Origin of the sequence: Azospirillum halopraeferens DSM 3675 (assembly GCF_000429625.1) — a bacterium.
GTDB classification, from domain to species: Bacteria; Pseudomonadota; Alphaproteobacteria; order Azospirillales; family Azospirillaceae; genus Azospirillum; species Azospirillum halopraeferens.
This window is the reverse complement of the sequence record NZ_AUCF01000001.1, coordinates 58,020-76,356: the sequence shown is the minus strand read 5'-3', so window position 1 is coordinate 76,356 and position 18,337 is coordinate 58,020. Positions and strand designations below refer to the sequence as shown.

The window sequence follows — 18,337 nt, the reverse complement described above, 5'->3', positions numbered from 1 at the left end:
CCTAACGCTCCACCAGCGCGATGCGCTTGTTGTACCAGTTCATGAAGACCGAGATGGCGAGGCTTATGGTCAGGTACGTGCCCATGATCAGGGCCACGCCTTCGATCGCCTGGCCGGTCTGGTTGATCATGGTGTTGGCGATCGACACCAGGTCCGGATAGCCGATGGCCAGCGCCAGCGAGCTGTTCTTGGTCAGGTTCAGGTATTGGCTGGTCAGCGGCGGGACGATGACCCGCAGGGCCTGCGGGAGCACCACCAGACGCAGTGTCTGACCGCCCGGCAGGCCGAGCGAGCGCGCCGCCTCCGTCTGGCCCCAGTTCACCGCCAGGATGCCGCTGCGCACCACCTCGGCGATGAAGCCGGCCGTATAGATCACCAGGCCGGTGAGGATCGCGAAGAACTCCGGCGAGATGGTCATGCCGCCGCGGAAGTTAAATCCGGCAAGCTGGGGCACGTCCATGTCGGTCGGCGCGCCGCCCCCCAGGTAGACCAGCAGGGGCAGGCCGAGAACCAGGCCCAGCGTGGCCAGAACCGTGGGAAAGGGCTGGCCGGTCCGCGCCTGGCGCGCCGCCGCCCAGCGCCGCATGACGAACGCCGCAACGATGCCGACGAGCAGCGCGATGCCCATCGCCCCCCACACGGGATCGGCGGCGGGAACCGGAAACCACAGGCCGCGCTGGCTGAGATAGATGCCGGGCAGCGGGTTCAGCGCCTGGCGCACCGGTGGCATGCTTTCGGTGACCACCGCGTACCAGAAGAAGAGCTGCAGCAGCGGCGGGACGTTGCGCACGATCTCGACATAGGCCGAGGCCAGCTTGGCCACCAGCCAGTTGCTGGACAGCCGGGCGATGCCGACGACGGTGCCGATGATGGTGGCCAGGACGACGCCGATCACCGCCACCTTCAGCGTGTTCAGCACGCCGACGAGAAACGCGTACCCATAGGAATCCCGCGGGTGGTAATCGATCAGGCTTTCACCGATACCGAACGACGCCTCGCGCGACAGGAAGTCGAAGCCGGTGGCGATGGACCGCCGGGCCAGATTGTCGAGGGTGTTGGAAATGAGAAACCATCCGACCAGCACGACGCCGCCCACCACGAGAACCTGGTAGACGAGCGAGCGCACCCCCGGATCATTGAGCGACAACGAGAATCCGCCGCGCGCAGGCGCGCGGACGTCCCCGGTTTCACTGGACACGTGACCGGTCTCCTTATGCCCGCCAGGACGACGGGCCGCCCGCGCGCGGCGGACGGCCCTTGGTCTTCAGCTCCGGAGGCTTACCGGAACGGCATGGAGTACATCAGGCCACCGTTGGACCACAGCGCGTTCAGGCCGCGCTCCAGCTTCAGGGGTGTGTTGACGCCGACGTTGCGCTCGTAGATCTCGCCGTAGTTGCCGATCGTCTTGATGACGTTGTAGGCCCACTTCTCGTCGAGCCCGAGCGCGGCGCCCATGCCGGCCGACACGCCGAGCAGGCGCAGAACGTCGGGGTCCTTGCTGGCCAGGAACTCATCGACGTTCTTGGAGGTGATGCCCTTCTCCTCCGCCTGGACGGTGGCGTAGACCGTCCACTTCACGATATCGAACCACTGGTCGTCGCCGTGGCGCACCGCGGGGGCCAGCGGCTCCTTGGAGATGACCTCGGGAAGGATCACGTGGTCATCGGGATTGGGGGCGACCGCGGCGCGCGTGCCGGCCAGGCCCGACGCGTCGGTGGTATAGACGTCGCACCGCCCGGCGAAATAGGCGGCGTTCACCTCGTCCACCGATTCGATCACGACGGGGTTATATTGCAGGTTGTTGGCGCGGAAATAGTCGGCCAGGTTCAGTTCGGTCGTCGTGCCGGACTGGACACAGACGGTGGCACCGCCGAGATCCTTGGCGCTGGTGACACCCAGGGACTTCGGAACCATGAAGCCCTGGCCGTCGTAGTAGGTGACCGGGGCGAAGTTGAGGCCGACCGACGTGTCGCGGGTCAGCGTCCAGGTGGTGTTGCGGGACAGCACGTCCACCTCGCCCGATTGCAGGGCGGGGAAGCGCTGCTGCGCCGACAGGGGCGTGAACTTGATCTTGCCGGCGTCGCCGAACAGCGCCACGGCGAAGGCGCGGCAGAAGTCCACGTCCAGGCCGGTCCAGTTGCCGGCGCTGTCGGGGTTGCCGAAACCGGCCAGGCCGGTGTTCACGCCGCACTGGATGAAGCCGCGCTTCTTGATGGCGTCGAGCGTCGGACCCGCGTGGGCCGCGCCCGATGCGGCGACGGAGAGGGCCACAGCGGCGGCCGCGGCGAGAAGACCCTTTTTCATGATGCACTCCACCCTGTTCTTTGGTGCGTCTTTATGGTTCCCCGTGGCCGCCTCCTCCCGGAGGAGTGGTGCGACCACGTGCTGACGAAAAGAATGTACCAAGCCGATGGGATATGTCGAATCCTCCGTATTCCGGTCCGCACCGCCGACGCATCTCTGCCGGCCGGCAGCGGCAGGAACCGGGGGTGGTCGAACGGTCCCGTCCGTGCAAAACTGCCGCTTCAACGCCGCAGGAGAGCCGTTCCGACCATGAAGGATGCCAAGCAGGACACCGTGATCGCCCACGCCGGCCGCGATCCCCATGGGAACTTCGGGATCGTGAACCCGCCGGTCTATCACGCCTCCACCGTGCTGTTCCCGACCCTGGAAGCGCTGGAGGCAAGCGACCGGGCGCCCTTCGACGGGGTGAACTACGGCCGCATCGGCACGCCCACGTCGGCCGCGTTCGAGACGGCGGTGGCCGAGGTGGAGGGGGGCTACCGCGCCGTGACGGCCGCCTCCGGCCTTGCCGCCATCGCCACCGCGCTCAGCGCCTTCACCAAGGCCGGCGACCACATCCTGATCAGCGACAGCGCCTACGGGCCGACCCGGCGGTTCTGCAACGAGGTGATGGCCCGCTACGGCGTGGAGACGCAGTACTACGATCCGCGCATCGGAGCCGGCATCGCCACGCTGATTCGCCCCGAAACCACGGTCGTCTATCTCGAATCGCCGGGCTCCCTGACCTTCGAGGTGCAGGACGTGCCGGCCATCGCCGCCGCCGCGAAGGCGGCCGGTGCCACGGTGCTGATGGACAACACCTGGGCAACGCCCCTGTACTTCAAGCCGTTCGAGTACGGCGTCGACGTCTCCATCCACGCGGCGACCAAGTATCTGGTGGGTCACGCCGACGCCATGCTGGGCCTGTTGGTGTGCAACGAGGCCAGCTTCCTGCCGGTCAAGCGCACGGCCGTCCGGTTCGGCACCTGCGCCGGACCCGACGACCTCTATCTCGGCCTGCGCGGGCTGCGCACCCTGTCGGTGCGCCTGAAGCGCCACCACGAGACGGGGCTGGCCCTGGCGCAATGGCTGGCCGGGCGCCCGGAGGTGAGGCGGGTCATCCATCCCGCCCGTCCCGACCACCCCGACCACGCCCTGTGGCGGCGGGACTTCTCCGGCGCGAGCGGCCTGTTCGCGGCACTGCTGCGGCCCGTTCCCAAATCGGCTCTGGCCGCCATGCTCGACGGCATGGAACTGTTCGGGCTCGGCTATTCCTGGGGCGGATTCGAGAGTCTTCTGCTGCCCGTCCATCCCGCCGCCAGCCGCACCGCGACGGCGTGGGCCGAATCCGGGCCGCTGCTGCGCGTGCACGCCGGCCTGGAGGACCCCGACGACCTGATCCGAGACCTGGAGCGGGGCTTCGCCCGCCTCGCCGCCGCCAACTGAAGGCCCCCATGACCGACACCGCCTTTGACGACGTGCTCGCCGCCATCCGCTTCAACGACGACGGCCTGGTGCCGGCGATCGCCCAGCAGGAGGGCACCGGCGAGGTGCTGATGATGGCCTGGATGAACCGCGATGCCGTCCTGGAGACGCTGCGCACGCGCCGGGTCTGCTACTGGTCCCGCTCTCGCGCCGGACTGTGGCGCAAGGGCGAATCGTCCGGGCAGGTCCAGCATCTGCGGGACTTCCGGGTGGACTGCGACGGCGACACGCTGCTGGTTGTGGTGGATCAGATCGGGGTGGCCTGCCACACCGGCCGGCGCTCGTGTTTCTACCGCGCCGAGCGGGACGGGCGTCTCGATACGATGCTCGACGTGATGACACCGCCGGAGGAGTTGTATCACGGGGCGCACCACCATCACCGTTGAGCGATGCTGCAATGCGATGGCGAATTGATCTATATCAACGAACCATCCCTGCCGTTCGGCGTAGAACGTGGGTGTCTCTAACCCTCCCTGTAATCGCCTTAGCCGGAGGTTCCGCAAGGAACCTCCGGTTTTTTCTGTTCGCGAGGCGATAATTTTCATGCGTACGGTCAGGGTCTCCGTGGATTCCCAAACAATTTGATTCAGATCAAGGCCACTGCATAGGACCGCCGGCTATATCAACGGTGTCTCTAACCCTCCCTGTAACCACTTTCGACCGGAGATCCTGCAAAGGTTCTCCGGTTTTTTTCTGCCTTCATAGGCCCGTATTTTCAGCAGGAATCTTGACATGGATCAATGGGGGACGGGGTGATGCGGACTACAAAGGGGCTGTCTCTAACCCTCCCTGTATACCACTTCAGCCGAAGGTCCTCCCCGGATCTTCGGCTTTTCTTTTTGTTGATTGCAGAACGGCAAAGGGTGGCGCGCCATTGACAAGTGTCAACGACAAATGGTGGTAGCCGGGTTAGTGATGGGGGGTCTCTAACCCTCCCTATGGTTCACTGCGGGGCACCGGATTCGGGGCCCCGTTTTTTTTGGTAGCCAGCCGAACATTCACGCCGAACACGGTAGCACTCATGGCCGGCACCATACCCCCACCGGGAGAGGGCCCTATGCTCTTGACGCAATGCAAAATGGGGCCAAGATCCTTGAGTGAGGGAACTCGCCGCCCCGAAGCGGCGGGCAGAGAAAAGCGGTCGGAAACGGCGCAGGCGATGGAGGGGCATACCGTGGCCGAACGTCACCACCTGTGGGCGGTGGCCAACCTGCTGGTTGGCCGCTATGGCGCCGAAGCACGAGCGAGAGCCAGGGAAAACGCCGACGAGGCCAACCGCGCCGGTGATGGCGAGGTCAGTGCCTTCTGGACCGACGTGGACAGTGCCCTGCCCCCTCATCCCGACTCCTCCCCGACCGCCGGCGGTCCCGCTTAGCCCGGCGCGGGGATCGGACGCGCGGAGGGATGTGCGTTCCGCCGACATCCAACCGGCAAACCATGTCCGATTGACGCCTGTGTTTCCCGGCTGAAAGCCGGCACGCGCCCGGCGGCCCATCGGGACGCATCCGCATGACGTTTCCCGGAATGTTCCCATCGATTCGAGCGGACCCTTGATCGCGTCACGTTGCCCCCCATATACCATCCAGTTGGATGGTTGGTGGATGGCGAGACGATGAGCGACGACGCACACGAATCGGGTCGGAAGGCGGTCGACAGCGAGAAGATCACGATCAATCTCGGATTCGTGGACCTTGGCCACATCGACCTTCTCGTCCGGGAAGGGTTTTATTCCAACCGGACCGACTTCATCCGAACCGCCATTCGCAACCAGATCGACCGTCACGGTGATGCCGTGCGGCAGGCCGTGACCCGCAAGAGCGTGGATCTCGGCCTGCGCCACTATTCCCGCGACGATCTCGAAGCGGCGCTCGACGCCGGACAGATGCTCGAGATCCGCGTTCTCGGGCTCGTCACCATCGCCCGGGACGTCAGTCCGGACCTTGCCCGTGCCACGATCGCTTCGGTCTCCGTGTTGGGGGCGCTGCACGCCAGCGCCGCCGTCAAGGCCGCCCTTGCCGATCGCATGCGGTGACGGCACACGCCGCCCACCGCACCCTTGAAACGCCGACGGACCGGGTGCTCGCAAGCGTCCGCGTCCGATCTTAGAAAGTCAGCGACATGACCGATCGTTTTCCCGCCGGCATGGCCGAGGCGGCGCGCCTCACCCGTGCCGGCAAGCTCGCCGAGGCGACTGCCCTCATTCAGCGCCTGTTGAATGGACAGCCGCAGGGCGAAGGCGCCCGTCCGGAACAGGCCGGATCCCCGGGTGTCATCGATGCGGAGTTCGTCACCGTGGATACGGCGGATGCGCCGGCGCGCCGCCGCGGCGCATCCGCGTCCGGCGCACGGCCATCGGGCCGGTTCCATCCCGGTGTCAGAACCGGGCTGGGCGACACCTTGCGCCGTCTTTCACGCGGGATGCCGACCGGTCTTGCCCCCGGTGCGGGCGGCATGGCCCGTCCCGCCGCCGATCCGATGCCCGACGGCGCCTCCTTCGTCGAGGCTTCCTACAGCAACGCGGCCGGAACGCGCTCCTACAAGCTCTACAGTCCGGCACATCGGCCTGAAGGCCGGCTGCTTCCCCTGGTGGTGATGCTGCACGGCTGTACCCAATCCCCCGACGATTTCGCCGCCGGCACGCGCATGAACGTGCTGGCCGAGGAACACGGCTTTTTGGTCGTCTATCCCGAGCAGCCATCCGCGGCCAACCCAAACCGGTGCTGGAACTGGTTCCGGCCGGAAGACCAACGGCGCGACAGCGGTGAACCCTCGTTGATCGCCGGAATCACGCGCCGGGTCATGCAGGACCATCCCGTGGACCCCGACCGTGTCTACATCGCCGGGCTTTCCGCCGGCGGGGCGGCGGCGGCGGTGATGGGAACCGTCTATCCCGACCTTTACGCCGCCGTCGGAGTCCACTCCGGTCTTCCGCACGGTGCGGCGCGGGACATCCCCTCCGCCTTCGCCATCATGCGCCAGGGCGGAAGCCCGCCGGACCGGCCGTCGACTGCCCCGGTTCCGACGATCGTGCTCCATGGCGACCGGGACGCCACCGTCCATCCCCGCAATGGCGACGACATCGTTGCCCGATCCGTGGCACGCTCGGCCGGGGCACGGGTCGCCGTCGAACGGGGCCAGGCGCCGGGCGGGCATGGTTACAGCCGTGCCATCCATACCGAATCGTCCGGGCGCGTGCTGTGCGAGCATTGGACGATCCACGGTGCCGGCCACGCCTGGGCGGGGGGCAGTCCGGCAGGAACCTACACCGACCCGCGGGGCCCCGACGCCGCCCGAGAGATGCTGCGCTTTTTCCTGGAGAATCCCCGCCGAATCGCGTCCCAATAGCCGGGGCCGGGTTCTCTGTTAAACGACGCAGCCGGAGAATCAGTTGCAAGGCTTCGTCCCCGGTTCCGATTCGGCGGAACCGGGCCTTGCCACGGTCCCACCCCCTTGGTGGCGAATCGCTGCCATGCCGACTGTCCTTATCGGAGATCGTGCCATGCGAATTCGGCTGGGCTGCGAGTTGATCTGCGACGTTCCGAAGCCGACACCGATGATCGTGATGCTCAACGTCCACCACTCGAGAGTCGCGGACCTTGAATGTCCGGATCGCCTTGTCACCGCCCCTTCCGTTGCGATTGACAGTTATCGGGACAGCTTCGGCAATTGGTGCTGTCGACTGATTGCGCCGACCGGGCGCTTCACCCTCGGAACGGATGGGATCATCAATGATGACGGGAATCCCGATCCGGTCGATCTCGGCGTCACCCAACGTTCCGTTGAGACGCTGCCGCCGGATACGCTGCTGTTCCTGTTGGGCAGCCGCTACTGCGAAACCGACCTCCTTTCAGAGGAGGCGTGGCGCCTGTTCGGTGGAACCCCTCCCGGCTGGCTCCGCGTCCAGGCGATCTGCGACTTCGTCCATCGGCACGTGGCGTTCGGGTACGAACATTCCCGTGCCACCCGGACCGCTGCGGAAACCTACGCCGAACGGCGCGGCGTGTGCCGTGATTATGCCCACCTTGCCATTGCGTTCTGCCGTTGCATGAACATTCCTGCCCGGTACTGCACGGGTTATGTCAGCGACATCGGCCTGCCACCTCCGTATGCCCCTATGGACTTTGCGGCATGGATCGAAGTTTTTCTCGGTGATCGCTGGTGGGTGTTCGATCCGCGAAACAACACTCCACGGATCGGCCGCGTCATGATCGCACGCGGGCGTGACGCCGCCGATGTGCCGCTGACACACTCGTTCGGCCCGAGCACGCTGGTCGGGTTTCGGGTCTGGACGGAAGAGTTCGGCATAACCGGCCGTGAGCCGGTGTCGTCGGGTCCGGCGTGATGGGATCTGCGTCAGGGTTGAACGGGCCGGTCGGATTCCAACGGGTGATCGCGACGAAGAGCCGGTCAGTGGCCGGAAAGCATCCAGGTCACAACGGCGGCGATGCCGATGAAGACACCCGCCAAGCCGATATCGCTGAGGCGTTCGTTCCGCCGCAGGCTGATGCAGACGGCGACCACCGATGCGGCAGCAATGAATAAGCCCACCTGAGACGGGTTCATAATTCTGCCCATGTATCGTTTGAGACGTCCGTCGATTTCAGACGGACGATCCCATGGCGCGTATCCCGTCGATAAATCAAATTCTCATCCGGCGGGCGACGTTCGCCACGCCTCGTAGCCGGCGATTGTCAGTCGCCAGCCTCCGGGCGTCGCCGAGCGCGTCACAAAACCGAGTGTCTCGCATTCGTCGACCAACCAGCCGGGCACATCGGCCGACAGCTCGAAGGTGTCGGGATCCGCGGTTGCGAACCAGAGCTTTTGTGTGTGCATGTGCATGGAAACCATATCCTCGGCTTTCTCCCGACTGATACGGCCGGAAACGGATCACTTCCGTTGTGTTCCGGCCGTCAAACCCGGCAGATCAATGCCTTAGCATTGATCGAGAGGGGTACACCGTCGGCATCAGTCCGATGCCGACGGTATGACTTCCGAAGCGGCGCCGCAGCCCGGGAAACGTTCATGCCCCGTGACGATGTGCATGGCCCGCTGCGACGTGATATTCGGCGTTGGTGTCGTCGGCCGGCGGAACAGCAGCACGCGCGGTGCTGTCCTGATCGCAGGGCAGCACCGTGTCGGCGGGACGATCGGATGGAACTGCGCGCTGCGGCCGCGATGGAGCGGGTGTCATTGTATTTCTCCTGGAGAAGAAGAGCAATCCGGTTGGATCATTTGGAGAGATGCATAAGAGCCTCTCGCAACCAAGGGTCTCGGACGATCCGATCCCTGCGAGACCATGAGACGTTGGTGGTGTTTCCGGCTTCGTAAAGTCTCTGTGCGAGTTCCTCAACCGCAATACGCCCGGCGATTTGCCCCTCACGGACGATTCGTTCCCGGCCGGACCCTTCCTCTTTAATCCGATACTGGCGCTCCCCGTCTTCCGTCGGCAGCAAACATCCCACGCGATGAATGCCGCTCGGTGCGCCCCGTTTCACCGCCCACGCCGCAAACTGGACGATTTCACCGACCTGAAATTTTGGATTGTCCACAGGCGTTCTCCGAGGGTCATGCCGTGTTGATGGGTAACGGGTCTCATTCGGGCACTCCCTGAGCCTTTCCGACAAGGTCGGCCTTATCCTTCCGCATGACTACGGTTTGGCCGGCAGGGTTTCCCGGGCGACGCCCGACGCGACCACCGTCCGGGATTCGCTTTCCCACTGTTCTTGATTTGCCGGATTTCTGATCATTGAAATGGCATCCATTGTAAATATGTCAATCACCGACATCCGCTTTTCTCTGGATATTTTTGGACGGCACGAAATCGGATGATTTTTCGATATGCCTTTTTTCTTTCTGAACCGGCCGGCGTTGGATCTGAAATTTTGATCCTCTCCCATTCCATGGTGCACGAGAGAACTGAACTGAACCGTATCGGGATTCTCCGAGGCACCATGTCCTGAGTGAACTGAGAAAAGTTCAGCCTTTCGCTTTAGCGGTTTTGGCGTATGAACCAGGGATTAGCCGATTCATGCGCCAATTTCATTGCCCAACGCTCCTCTTAATTGCTTCTGGATTGACCCGTTCGAAGCCCCATATACCGTGTTCGGGCTGCCGGAGACGATCGGATGAGGAGCGCCCGGGTTTCAGATACGACCGGCCGGTTCGAAAGTTCACGCTCATGGACGACCGTAGCGACGATCGTGCCCCGGCACGTGGTGTACGAGCGAAGGGGTTGGTCATCGCTCTCCGGCGGGTTGAGCCGGGTCAGGTTGCCACGGCGGACAACCTGGAAACGTCATTATGCCCCAGTGGCGTCATGGTCTCCAAGCTCATGTAGCGGCGGCTGGCCGCCCACTCATCATTTTGCTCCAGCAGGATGGCCCCTCCCAATCGGAAGATCGCCGCTTCATTGGGGAAGATGACGACGACATCGGTGCGCCGCTTGAACTCGCCGTTGACGCGCTCGAGGGGATTGGTCGAGCTGATCTTGGTCCAATGGTCGGGATGGAAGTCCATGTAGGCCAGGACGTCGTGCTCGGCCTCATCCATCAGCGTGGCGAGCTTGGGAAAGCGCTCGCGCAGGCTGTCGGCGACCTGGCGCCACTGCCGGTGGGCGGCCTCGGCGGTTTCCTGGGCGAAGGCCGTGCGGATGGCCGCCGCCACCATAGCACGTTGCGGTGCAGCCACATGCGCCATGGCGTTGCGATAAAAATGAATACGGCACCTCTGCCACGCCGCCCCGAACACCTTCGCGGCGGCCGCTTTCAGCCCCTCGTGGGCGTCGGAGATGACCAGCTTCACGCCGCGCAGGCCGCGTCGCATCAGGGCGCGCAGGAACTTGGTCCAGAACACCTCGGCCTCGGACGGGCCGATGTCCATGCCCAGCACCTCGCGCCGCCCGTCGGTGTTCACGGCCACGGCGATTATCACCGCCACCGAGACGATGCGCCCGGCTTCGCGCACCTTCACGTAGGTGGCGTCGATCCACAGGTAGGGCCAGTCGCTCTCCAGCGGCCGGTTCAGGAAGGACTGCACCCGCTCGTCGATCTCCGCACACAGCCGCGAGACTTGGCTCTTGGAGATGCCGGTCATGCCCATGGCCTTGACCAGCTCGTCGACGGAGCGCGTCGACACCCCCTGGATGTAGGCTTCCTGGATCACCGCGGTGAGCGCCTTCTCCGCCGTCCGCCGCGGCTCCAGGAAGCCGGGGAAGTACGAGCCCTTGCGCAGCTTGGGGATCTGCAAGGCGATCGTGCCCGCGCGCGTGTCCCAGGTGCGCTCGCGGTAGCCGTTGCGCTGGTTGACGCGCTCCGGCGTGCGTTCGCCGTGTCCGGCGCCGCACAGGCCGTCGACCTCCAGGTCCATCAGGCGCTGCGCGACATAGCCGATCATCTCGCGCAGCAGGTCCAAATCAGAGCCCTTCTCCAGAAGCTCGTGAAGCGCCATTCTGTCCATGGTCATCGGGGTCCTCGCCAGTCTCGTTCAAGGTTGTGGTGACCCGAACCTACCGGAGATCCTCGATGACCGCCCCACTGTGGATAAGCGGCCCGCCTACGCCAGCTCTGGGGGGCGCTGCGGCGGGCCGCTTACCCACAGCTCGTACACCACCTCGGGGGACGCGGCCGTAGCGACCCGCTATGCCAGGGTGCTGCTAACGTGCATTGACGCTGAACCACGATGATCGCTTCCAGCCTGCGCCGCGGGCTGTCCAACAACGACGCAGTCCGTCGAGGATCATCGTCCGATGCCCGGGACAGCAACCGCTCGTGATTGATCGGGCGAGCGGATTTGCTGCCCGCAGTGGAGAACCGCCGTGGCTAACAGGACTGCGCTTAAATTCTTCGTCTTGCAGACGCATGCCGGCTGGATCGTGCAATCCGACGGTTATGTGTATCCGCCCTGCGCCGCCTTCATCGACGCTGTCACCTGCGCCGTCCACGAAGCCAGGGTCGCCGGCGATTTCGGCTTTGCCAGCGTCGTTCTGACCCAATCGTCGGCCGGTCACCCCTGTCATGTCCACTGGACGTACGACACTGACACGCCGGAAGATGCCGTGCCGACATCCGACGACGTTTCGGGGGCAAAAACGATGACCGCGCTTCCCGGGCGTCCGCGCCCTCCGGCTCGCCCGGCGCTTGGTAACGGTGTGCAAGACACGATCTACGACTACACCGTCGACCGGGGCACAAAGACCTGGAAGGTCATTCATCTGGCGTCCGGCGATGTCGCGCGCCTTAACGGCATACGGCAACAGAACCTGACGATCGACGCGGCCGATGGTATGGCGGCGCTGATGAACCGCATTGCCCCTCGCGAACCGGTGACGCAGGAGCGATGACATGGATACCGTCCTCCACGCCACCAACGGGATGATGCGATCCGCGTTCGCCGGTCACGGATGAGCGCATCGCCGGCGGACCGAGCGCACGATCGGCATCATTCCGGCGCCTGTTCCGTCACTCTTTTCCGGAAGGCCTTTTCCATTGTCCCATAAGCTCAAGCGGGCAATGTGCCGACTCTCCGGGTCGGGAATCACGCTGAACCGCGCCGGGCTTGTGGATGGCCATGGAGGCGCCGTGTCTCCCTTCGTAACCGATCCGAGACGGGAACCACCGCCGATTCGGCCGTTCAGATTCGGGCCTTGCAAAGACGACCCGATACGGAATGGGGCCGCCCGGGATCGGACGGCCCCATGTGCTTGGCGACCCCTGCAGGGCTCGAACCTGCGACCTATCGCTTAGAAGGCGATTGCTCTATCCAGCTGAGCTAAGGGGCCGTATCCGGAACGAAGGCCAAACGGCGCGTCAAAATCCGTCCAAACCGTTGCACGTTCGCTCGGGCATCAAGCGTTTGGAGGGCGATTGCCCGATCCGACCGATCGAAAAGCGGGTCGGTGCCCGCCGGTCCGGTCACGCGGGACAGGCGGGCAATGGGCCGGTCAGATGCGGGGCCGGTCCATCCGGAAATTGTCGGCGTAGTTGCGCGGCCGCACCCGGCGCACCGCGGCGTCCTGGACCGTGTAGTCCCAGCCCTTCTTCTCGGCAAAGGCGATGGCCTCGTCCTTCGTCTCGAAGCGCAGCCGCACCTGGTTCAGGGTGTCGCCCGAGCTGATCCAGCCCATCAGGGGTTCGGGGCGGCGCGGCGTCTCGATCTCATACTCGAGAAGCCAGCGATGCGTCTTGGCCCGCCCGGACTGCATGGCCGTCTTGCTCGGCTGATAGATCCGGACCTTCATGGCGCAGCAACTCCCCATCGTATGGTTGTTTCGTCCGTGGTCGGGGCGCCCGGATTCGAACCGGGGGCCTCCAGTACCCAAAACTGGCGCGCTACCAGACTGCGCCACGCCCCGCCGCAGACGAGTGAAATACACGAACCCCGCCGTAACGGCAAGGAAGCAGCGCGCCGGAGCGGCCGTCAGCGCACGCCGTGGGACGCCGGCTCCGCCGGGCCGGGAGGGGCCGCGGTGAAGGCGCGCCACAGAGCCGGGGCCGCCACCGCCCCCAGGCCGGCAAAGCCTCCCAGCAGCAGGGCGCCACCCGCCCAGCCGCCCAGCGCCAGGGCTATGATATAGGTCACCGCCGCCGCCCCGCACAGCGCCGGCACGCGCAGCGATATCCCCAGACCGACGATTCGCCGGGCCATCACGAACAGCACCACCATCTCGGCCCCGGCGCGCACCGTCCACGCCACGGCCGCGCCGACAAGGCCGTAGTGATACGCCGCCAGCGCCAGCGCGACCAGGTACAGAGGCAGCTCCGCCAGGTGCAGCCGTGCCGTCAGGTCCGGCCGGCCCGCCCCCTGCACCACCGCCAGCGGCACGAAGGCGGAGGCGCTGAAGAACACGCCCAGCGCCAGGACCAGCAGCAGCGGCGCCGCGTGACGGGCGAACGCCGCGTCGAGCCACAGGGCCAGGACCGCCGGGCCCAGCAGATACACCCCGGCCAGCACCGCCAGGAACACCCCCACCACCGCCGTGCCGCCGGTTTCGACGAAGGCCGCCAACCGCTCCGGCCGCGCCCGGCCGGCCGCGGCGGCGGCGGGGAACAGGGCCCCGGCCACGGCGATGGGAATGAACAGCAGGCGGGTCACCACCTCGAAGGGCGTGGTGTACCAGGCGATCGCCGCCATGGGCACCAGCGAGGCCAGCACGAAGCGGTCCAGGTACACCATCGCCGGGCCGATCACGCTGCTCACCATCATCCAGCCGCCCATGGCGAACACACGGCGCAGCGCGCCGGTGCGCCCCGACACCCCGGCGAACAGGCCCGGCACGCGGCCCGCGGCCAGCACGCCGAAGGCCAGGGTTCCCGCCAGCCGGCCCAGGGTCACCGCCACCAGCACCGCAAACAGGCTGTCGGTGAAGGGCAGCACGAACAGCGGGCTGAGATAGTTCAGCACCCCCACCGGCACCTTCACCGCGGTCACCAGGTCGAAGCGCTGCACCCCCTCCAGGATGCCGCGCAGGCCACCGGTCAGCAGCGCCAGCGGCACGTTGGCGGCGACGATGCACAGCCCCCCGGCCACCTCCGCCCGCAGGGGCCCGGAGACGTGCACCACCTCCCCCGCCAGCCAATCGGATGCGGCCCACACCACCCCGCCGGCCGCCAGCCCCAGCCCGGCAAGGGCCAGCAGCGGCAGGCGCGCCTCCGCGGCCACGTCGGCCGCACGCCCGCTGCCCATCAGTTCGGCGACGCGCTGGGTCAACGCCCGCCCCAGCCCGAAATCGAGCATGGCAAGATAGCCCAGCAGCGCCCAGGTCAGGGTCAGCGCCCCGAACCGCTCCTGCCCGATGTGGGCCAGCAGAACGGGAATGGACAGAACGGCCGCGGCCAGGGGCAGCCCCTCCCCCAGAAGGTTCCAGCCGGTGTTGCGCAGGAGGCGCGATCGCAGAAGGGAGGCCAGCACGGGGATACAGTCACCGGTTGAAGGAGCGCGCATTCTGCCACAGCGACGCGCCGGCCGGGACCTCATTCATGGCGCAGCGCCTCGATCGGGTCCAGGCGGGCGGCGCGGCGGGCGGGATACAGGCCGAAGAAGACACCCACCGCCCCGCTCACACCCACCGCCAGCAGCACCGCCTCCGGCACGATCAGGGCGGGCCAGCCGGCCATGCCGGCCACCGCCACCGCCACGCCGATGCCCAGGGCCACCCCGGCGCAGGCGCCGATCACCGACAGGGTGGCCGATTCGATGAGGAACTGCACCAGGATGTCCCGCCGCCGCGCGCCCAGCGCCAGGCGCAGGCCGATCTCCCGCGTGCGTTCGGTCACCGACACCAGCATGATGTTCATGATGCCGATGCCCCCCACCAGCAGCGACACCGCCGCCACCGCCGCCAGCAGGAATGACAGGGCGCGCGACGACGCATCGCGCGTCGCCGCGATCTCGCTGAGGTCGCGCATCCAGAAATCGTCGTCCGCTCCCTCGGCCAGCCGGTGGCGCTGGCGCAGCAGGTCGCGGATCTGCGCCTGCGCCGCCGCCATGTCGGCGCCGTCGCCCATCTTCACCACCAGGGAATGGACGAAGCGGGGATTGGTCTTGGCCATGCCGGGGATGTTGCGCTTGGCCGTGGACAGAGGCACGAAGACCACGTCATCCTGGTCCTGGCCGCCGGCGTTCTGTCCCTTGCCGCCGAGAACACCGATCACGGTCAGCGGCGTCGTGAACATGCGCACCGTCTCGCCCACGGGGTCGCCGCCGCCGAACAGGGTGCGCACCACCGTCTCCCCCAGCAGCACCACCTTGCCACCGCGGACAACGTCGTCGTCGCTGATCGGCCGCCCCGCCGTCACCGTCCAGTCCCGCGCCTCCAGATAGTCGGGGGTGATGCCGAAGAGCGTGGTGTTCCAGTTCTGGTTGCCCGCCACCACCTGAAGCCCCCAGCGCACCGACGGCGCCACCGCCGCCACGCCGGGGATCTCGCGGACGATCGCGGCTGCGTCGTCCTCGGTCAGGGAGGCGGCGGTGCCCGCCCCCAGCCGCACCGCACCGCGCTGCACGCTGCCCTGCCCCACCATGATGAGGTTGGTGCCCAGGCTGGCGATCTGCCGCAGCACCTGGTCGCGCGCCCCGGCGCCGACGGCGACCATGGCGATCACCGCGGCCACGCCGATGACCATGCCCAGCATGGTCAGGGCGCTGCGCAGGGGATTGGCCCGCAACGCCTCCAGGGCGGTGCGCACGGATTCCGCGGGGCTCATCCCGGCACCGCCGCCCCGGCGGCGTCGGCCGGGGGGGCATCCCCCGCCAGACGACCGTCGCGGAAGGTCAGGACCCGGCCGGCGTAAGCGGCCACCTCCGCCTCGTGGGTGACCAGGACGATGGTGAGACCGCCGCGGTTGAGGTCGCGGAGCAGCTCCATGATCTCCCGCGTGGTGCGCGAATCGAGCGCCCCGGTGGGTTCATCGGCCAACAGCAGCAGCGGCCGGTTGACCAGGGCGCGGGCGATGGCGACGCGTTGCTGCTGGCCGCCGGACAGTTGGGCCGGCCGGTGATGCCAGCGGTCGCCCAGGCCGACCGCCTCCAGCGCCGCGGCGGCGCGGCGGACCCGCTCGGCGCGGGGGATGCCGCCGTAGACCATGGGCAGTTCCACGTTGGCGCGGGCGGTCAGCCGCGGCAGCAGGTGGAAGGACTGGAAGACGAAGCCGATCTTCCGGTTGCGCACGGCGGCCAGGGAATCCGGGTCGGCGTGGCCGACGTCCTCGCCGTCCAGCCGGTACTCGCCGCCGTCGGGCCGGTCGAGGCATCCCAGCACGTTCATGAAGGTCGACTTGCCCGACCCGGACGGCCCCATGACCGCGATGAAGGCGCCTCGCTCCACCGTCACGCTGACGCCGGCGAGCGCCGCCACCCGGTCGGGCCCCACCGCGTAGGTGCGCCGCAGGTCCCGGACGACGATCAGCGGTTCGCCGCCGCCCAAGTCAGAAGGAAAGGCGGATGCCGCCACGGCGCCCCCCCGGCGGTTCGGCCGGAGCAAGGCCGGTGATGACCTCCTGACCCGCCGTCAGGCCGCCTTCCAGAATCTCGGTCACGCTGCCGTCGCCGATGCCGAGGCGCACCGTCACCGGCTGCGCCACGCCGGCCGGGTCGGGAACCCACACGGTCCGCTCCACCGCGGCGGCCGGCGGCGGCGCCAGCAACAGTTCGGCGAACAGCCGGCGCTGGCCCTCGTCCAGCATGGCCGCGATCCGCTCCTCTGCGGCGGTGCGGACGGCCCGCGCGGCGGCCCGGCGGCCCTCCGGATCACCGGGCAGAGCCGCCACGGCGGCCAGACGGTCGCGGGATTCGGCCAGGATGCCGGCCAGCTCGCGACGTTGTCCGTCGTCCGGCTTCAGCTCCGATTCGACCCGCCGGACCAGCACCGCCAGGGCCGTCGCCACTGGCCCGTCCGCCGATCCGCTCCCCGCCCCCGGCGCCGCGGTGCCGGGCGGGCGGAAGCGCAGGGCCGCGTTGGGCAGCTTCAGGGCATCGGGCCTTTCGTCCACGGTGATGTTCAGATTGGCGGTCATGCCCGGCAGCAGGCGCAGCTCCGGATTGCCGGCGGTGACGACCACCGTATAGGTGACGACGTTCTGGTCCTCCCTGGGGGCCAGGCGAACCTCGCGGACGGCGCCCTCGAACCGTTCGCCCGGGTAGGCGCCGACGGTGAAGGAGACCGGCTGCCCCACCCGCACCCGGCCGATGTCCGATTCGTCGATGCTGGCCAGCACCTGCATGCTGCGCAGATCGCCGGCGATGGTGAACAGGGTCGGTGCTTGCAGGCTGGCCGCCACCGTCTGCCCGACGCTGACGGAGCGGGCCACCACCACCCCGTCGATGGGAGAGCGGATGATCGAGCGGTCGATGTCCACCTGCACCACCCGGACGGCGGCGTCGCGCTGCGCCACCTGCGCCCGGGCGACGAGCCGCTGCGCCTCGGCCACCCGCAGCGAGGCCGCGGTGGACGCGGCGGCCGCTTCGGCGGAGCGGAGCCGGGCCTGCGCTGCGGCCACGCCGGCACGGGCGGAGCGGGCCGCGGTCTCCGCCTTCTCCAGGTCGGCGGCGGACACCACGCCGCGCAGGTCCCGACGCCGCTTCAGGTCCCGTTCGGCGTCGAGCAGCACCAGTTCGGCCCGTGTCACCTCGGTGGCCGCGGCCGCCGCCTCGGCCTGGACGGTGCCCAGGTCGGCCTCTGCCTTGTCGCGCTGCGCCTCCTGCACCGCCAGCGACGCCCGGGCCGCCTCGGCGTCGGCCAGGGCGGCGTCCAGGCGCGCGCGCAGGGGGGCGTCGTTCAGCTCCGCGATGACCTGATCCCCGGACACCCGGCTGTTGTAGTCCGCGTGCAGCGCCGTGATCTGGCCGGACAGTTGGGAGCCGACCTCCACCGTCACCAGCGCCTCAAGCGTGCCGGTAGCGGCGATGGCGCTGACCAGCGGTCCGCGCTCGACCCGGACGGTGCGATAGGGCGACGGCGGCGGGGCTGCCGTCGCGGCGTACCACAGCGCGGCACCACCGGCGCCGAGCACCACCGCCACACTCAGGGTCACCAACCGCCGTATCATGGGTTGCCGCATGGCCGCCGCTCCGCACC

At 67.4% G+C, this 18,337-nt stretch carries 18 protein-coding genes and 2 tRNA genes; 7 read left to right on the top strand and 13 right to left on the bottom strand.

All coding sequences use genetic code 11. The annotated features are described in order from the left end of the window. Position 1: 1 nt before the first annotated feature. Together G472_RS0100370 and G472_RS0100365 are read right to left on the bottom strand one after the other, a co-directional pair. Entirely contained in the window at positions 2-1,198 is a 1,197-nt protein-coding gene (locus G472_RS0100370; protein WP_029006759.1) for an amino acid ABC transporter permease, read from the bottom strand. An 80-nt stretch (positions 1,199-1,278) separates the two neighbouring features. After that, complete coding sequence (locus G472_RS0100365) at positions 1,279-2,304, bottom strand: amino acid ABC transporter substrate-binding protein (RefSeq protein WP_029006758.1); 1,026 nt, start codon at positions 2,302-2,304, stop codon at positions 1,279-1,281. A gap of 249 nt (positions 2,305-2,553) precedes the next feature. Between G472_RS0100365 and metC the strand changes: the two genes are divergently transcribed. The 6 genes from metC to G472_RS0100340 all read left to right on the top strand — a co-directional run bounded on the left by metC (position 2,554) and on the right by G472_RS0100340 (position 8,110). Continuing rightward, entirely contained in the window at positions 2,554-3,729 is a 1,176-nt protein-coding gene (gene metC / locus G472_RS0100360; protein ID WP_029006757.1) for a cystathionine beta-lyase, read from the top strand. A gap of 8 nt (positions 3,730-3,737) precedes the next feature. Continuing rightward, positions 3,738-4,154, top strand: a complete 417-nt coding sequence (gene hisI, locus G472_RS0100355) for a phosphoribosyl-AMP cyclohydrolase (protein ID WP_029006756.1) — start codon at positions 3,738-3,740, stop codon at positions 4,152-4,154. 707 nt (positions 4,155-4,861) lie between these two features. Continuing rightward, a complete protein-coding gene (locus G472_RS38560; protein ID WP_156926939.1) occupies positions 4,862-5,143 on the top strand; it encodes a hypothetical protein in 282 nt (93 codons plus the stop codon). A 237-nt stretch (positions 5,144-5,380) separates the two neighbouring features. Further along, positions 5,381-5,800, top strand: a complete 420-nt coding sequence (locus tag G472_RS0100350; RefSeq protein WP_029006755.1) for a CopG family transcriptional regulator — start codon at positions 5,381-5,383, stop codon at positions 5,798-5,800. Positions 5,801-5,910: 110 nt separating this feature from the next. Next, positions 5,911-7,113 (top strand): extracellular catalytic domain type 1 short-chain-length polyhydroxyalkanoate depolymerase, encoded by a 1,203-nt coding sequence (locus G472_RS0100345; protein WP_245593345.1) that lies wholly within the window; start codon positions 5,911-5,913, stop codon positions 7,111-7,113. Positions 7,114-7,267: 154 nt separating this feature from the next. After that, positions 7,268-8,110 carry a transglutaminase-like domain-containing protein gene (locus G472_RS0100340; RefSeq protein WP_029006753.1) on the top strand — a complete coding sequence of 281 codons (843 nt, stop codon included), beginning with the start codon at positions 7,268-7,270 and terminating at the stop codon, positions 8,108-8,110. 65 nt (positions 8,111-8,175) lie between these two features. Here G472_RS0100340 and G472_RS38555 read toward each other — a convergent pair whose 3' ends face one another. The 4 genes from G472_RS38555 to G472_RS0100325 all read right to left on the bottom strand — a co-directional run bounded on the left by G472_RS38555 (position 8,176) and on the right by G472_RS0100325 (position 11,229). Beyond that, positions 8,176-8,343, bottom strand: a complete 168-nt coding sequence (locus G472_RS38555) for a hypothetical protein (RefSeq protein WP_156926938.1) — start codon at positions 8,341-8,343, stop codon at positions 8,176-8,178. Positions 8,344-8,415: 72 nt separating this feature from the next. Continuing rightward, complete coding sequence (locus G472_RS0100330; protein WP_156926937.1) at positions 8,416-8,607, bottom strand: hypothetical protein; 192 nt, start codon at positions 8,605-8,607, stop codon at positions 8,416-8,418. Between the two features lie 126 nt (positions 8,608-8,733). Then, positions 8,734-8,868: a hypothetical protein gene (locus tag G472_RS40470; protein ID WP_281173313.1), complete on the bottom strand. Its 135-nt coding sequence runs from the start codon at positions 8,866-8,868 to the stop codon at positions 8,734-8,736. Positions 8,869-10,032: 1,164 nt separating this feature from the next. Next, positions 10,033-11,229 carry an IS256 family transposase gene (locus G472_RS0100325; RefSeq protein ID WP_029006751.1) on the bottom strand — a complete coding sequence of 399 codons (1,197 nt, stop codon included), beginning with the start codon at positions 11,227-11,229 and terminating at the stop codon, positions 10,033-10,035. A 352-nt stretch (positions 11,230-11,581) separates the two neighbouring features. Here G472_RS0100325 and G472_RS38550 point away from each other — a divergent pair, with 352 nt between their 5' ends. After that, positions 11,582-12,106, top strand: a complete 525-nt coding sequence (locus tag G472_RS38550; protein WP_029006750.1) for a hypothetical protein — start codon at positions 11,582-11,584, stop codon at positions 12,104-12,106. 361 nt (positions 12,107-12,467) lie between these two features. On the opposite strand, the gene G472_RS0100315 is transcribed toward G472_RS38550, so the two are convergent. The 7 genes from G472_RS0100315 to G472_RS30475 all read right to left on the bottom strand — a co-directional run bounded on the left by G472_RS0100315 (position 12,468) and on the right by G472_RS30475 (position 18,293). Beyond that, positions 12,468-12,544: transfer RNA gene (locus tag G472_RS0100315), tRNA-Arg, on the bottom strand. Positions 12,545-12,706: 162 nt separating this feature from the next. After that, the gene (locus G472_RS0100310; protein WP_029006749.1) at positions 12,707-13,003 is read right to left on the bottom strand and encodes an ETC complex I subunit; all 297 of its coding nucleotides are present in this window, start codon (positions 13,001-13,003) and stop codon (positions 12,707-12,709) included. A gap of 37 nt (positions 13,004-13,040) precedes the next feature. Further along, a tRNA-Pro gene (locus tag G472_RS0100305) sits at positions 13,041-13,117 on the bottom strand. A gap of 65 nt (positions 13,118-13,182) precedes the next feature. After that, the gene (locus tag G472_RS30485; protein ID WP_051340081.1) at positions 13,183-14,673 is read right to left on the bottom strand and encodes an oligosaccharide flippase family protein; all 1,491 of its coding nucleotides are present in this window, start codon (positions 14,671-14,673) and stop codon (positions 13,183-13,185) included. Between the two features lie 62 nt (positions 14,674-14,735). Beyond that, on the bottom strand, positions 14,736-15,968 hold the full coding sequence (locus G472_RS0100295; RefSeq protein WP_029006748.1) for an ABC transporter permease: 1,233 nt from the start codon (positions 15,966-15,968) through the stop codon (positions 14,736-14,738). Beyond that, positions 15,965-16,714, bottom strand: a complete 750-nt coding sequence (locus tag G472_RS30480; RefSeq protein ID WP_245593344.1) for an ABC transporter ATP-binding protein — start codon at positions 16,712-16,714, stop codon at positions 15,965-15,967. The genes G472_RS0100295 and G472_RS30480 overlap by 4 nt, the downstream gene beginning before the upstream one ends. Next, positions 16,689-18,293: an efflux RND transporter periplasmic adaptor subunit gene (locus G472_RS30475; RefSeq protein WP_245593374.1), complete on the bottom strand. Its 1,605-nt coding sequence runs from the start codon at positions 18,291-18,293 to the stop codon at positions 16,689-16,691. The genes G472_RS30480 and G472_RS30475 overlap by 26 nt, the downstream gene beginning before the upstream one ends. Between the last annotated feature and the right edge of the window lie 44 nt (positions 18,294-18,337).

Bases quoted from the DNA above. Each gene is read 5' to 3' on its own strand.
- G472_RS0100365 (WP_029006758.1), bottom strand. From the start codon at position 2,304: ATGAAAAAGGGTCTTCTCGCCGCGGCCGCCGCTGTGGCCCTCTCCGTC.
- metC (WP_029006757.1), top strand. From the start codon at position 2,554: ATGAAGGATGCCAAGCAGGACACCGTGATCGCCCACGCCGGCCGCGAT.
- hisI (WP_029006756.1), top strand. From the start codon at position 3,738: ATGACCGACACCGCCTTTGACGACGTGCTCGCCGCCATCCGCTTCAAC.
- G472_RS0100350 (WP_029006755.1), top strand. From the start codon at position 5,381: ATGAGCGACGACGCACACGAATCGGGTCGGAAGGCGGTCGACAGCGAG.
- G472_RS0100345 (WP_245593345.1), top strand. From the start codon at position 5,911: ATGGCCGAGGCGGCGCGCCTCACCCGTGCCGGCAAGCTCGCCGAGGCG.
- G472_RS0100340 (WP_029006753.1), top strand. From the start codon at position 7,268: ATGCGAATTCGGCTGGGCTGCGAGTTGATCTGCGACGTTCCGAAGCCG.
- G472_RS38555 (WP_156926938.1), bottom strand. From the start codon at position 8,343: ATGGGCAGAATTATGAACCCGTCTCAGGTGGGCTTATTCATTGCTGCC.
- G472_RS0100330 (WP_156926937.1), bottom strand. From the start codon at position 8,607: ATGCACATGCACACACAAAAGCTCTGGTTCGCAACCGCGGATCCCGAC.
- G472_RS0100325 (WP_029006751.1), bottom strand. From the start codon at position 11,229: ATGACCATGGACAGAATGGCGCTTCACGAGCTTCTGGAGAAGGGCTCT.
- G472_RS0100310 (WP_029006749.1), bottom strand. From the start codon at position 13,003: ATGAAGGTCCGGATCTATCAGCCGAGCAAGACGGCCATGCAGTCCGGG.
- G472_RS0100295 (WP_029006748.1), bottom strand. From the start codon at position 15,968: ATGAGCCCCGCGGAATCCGTGCGCACCGCCCTGGAGGCGTTGCGGGCC.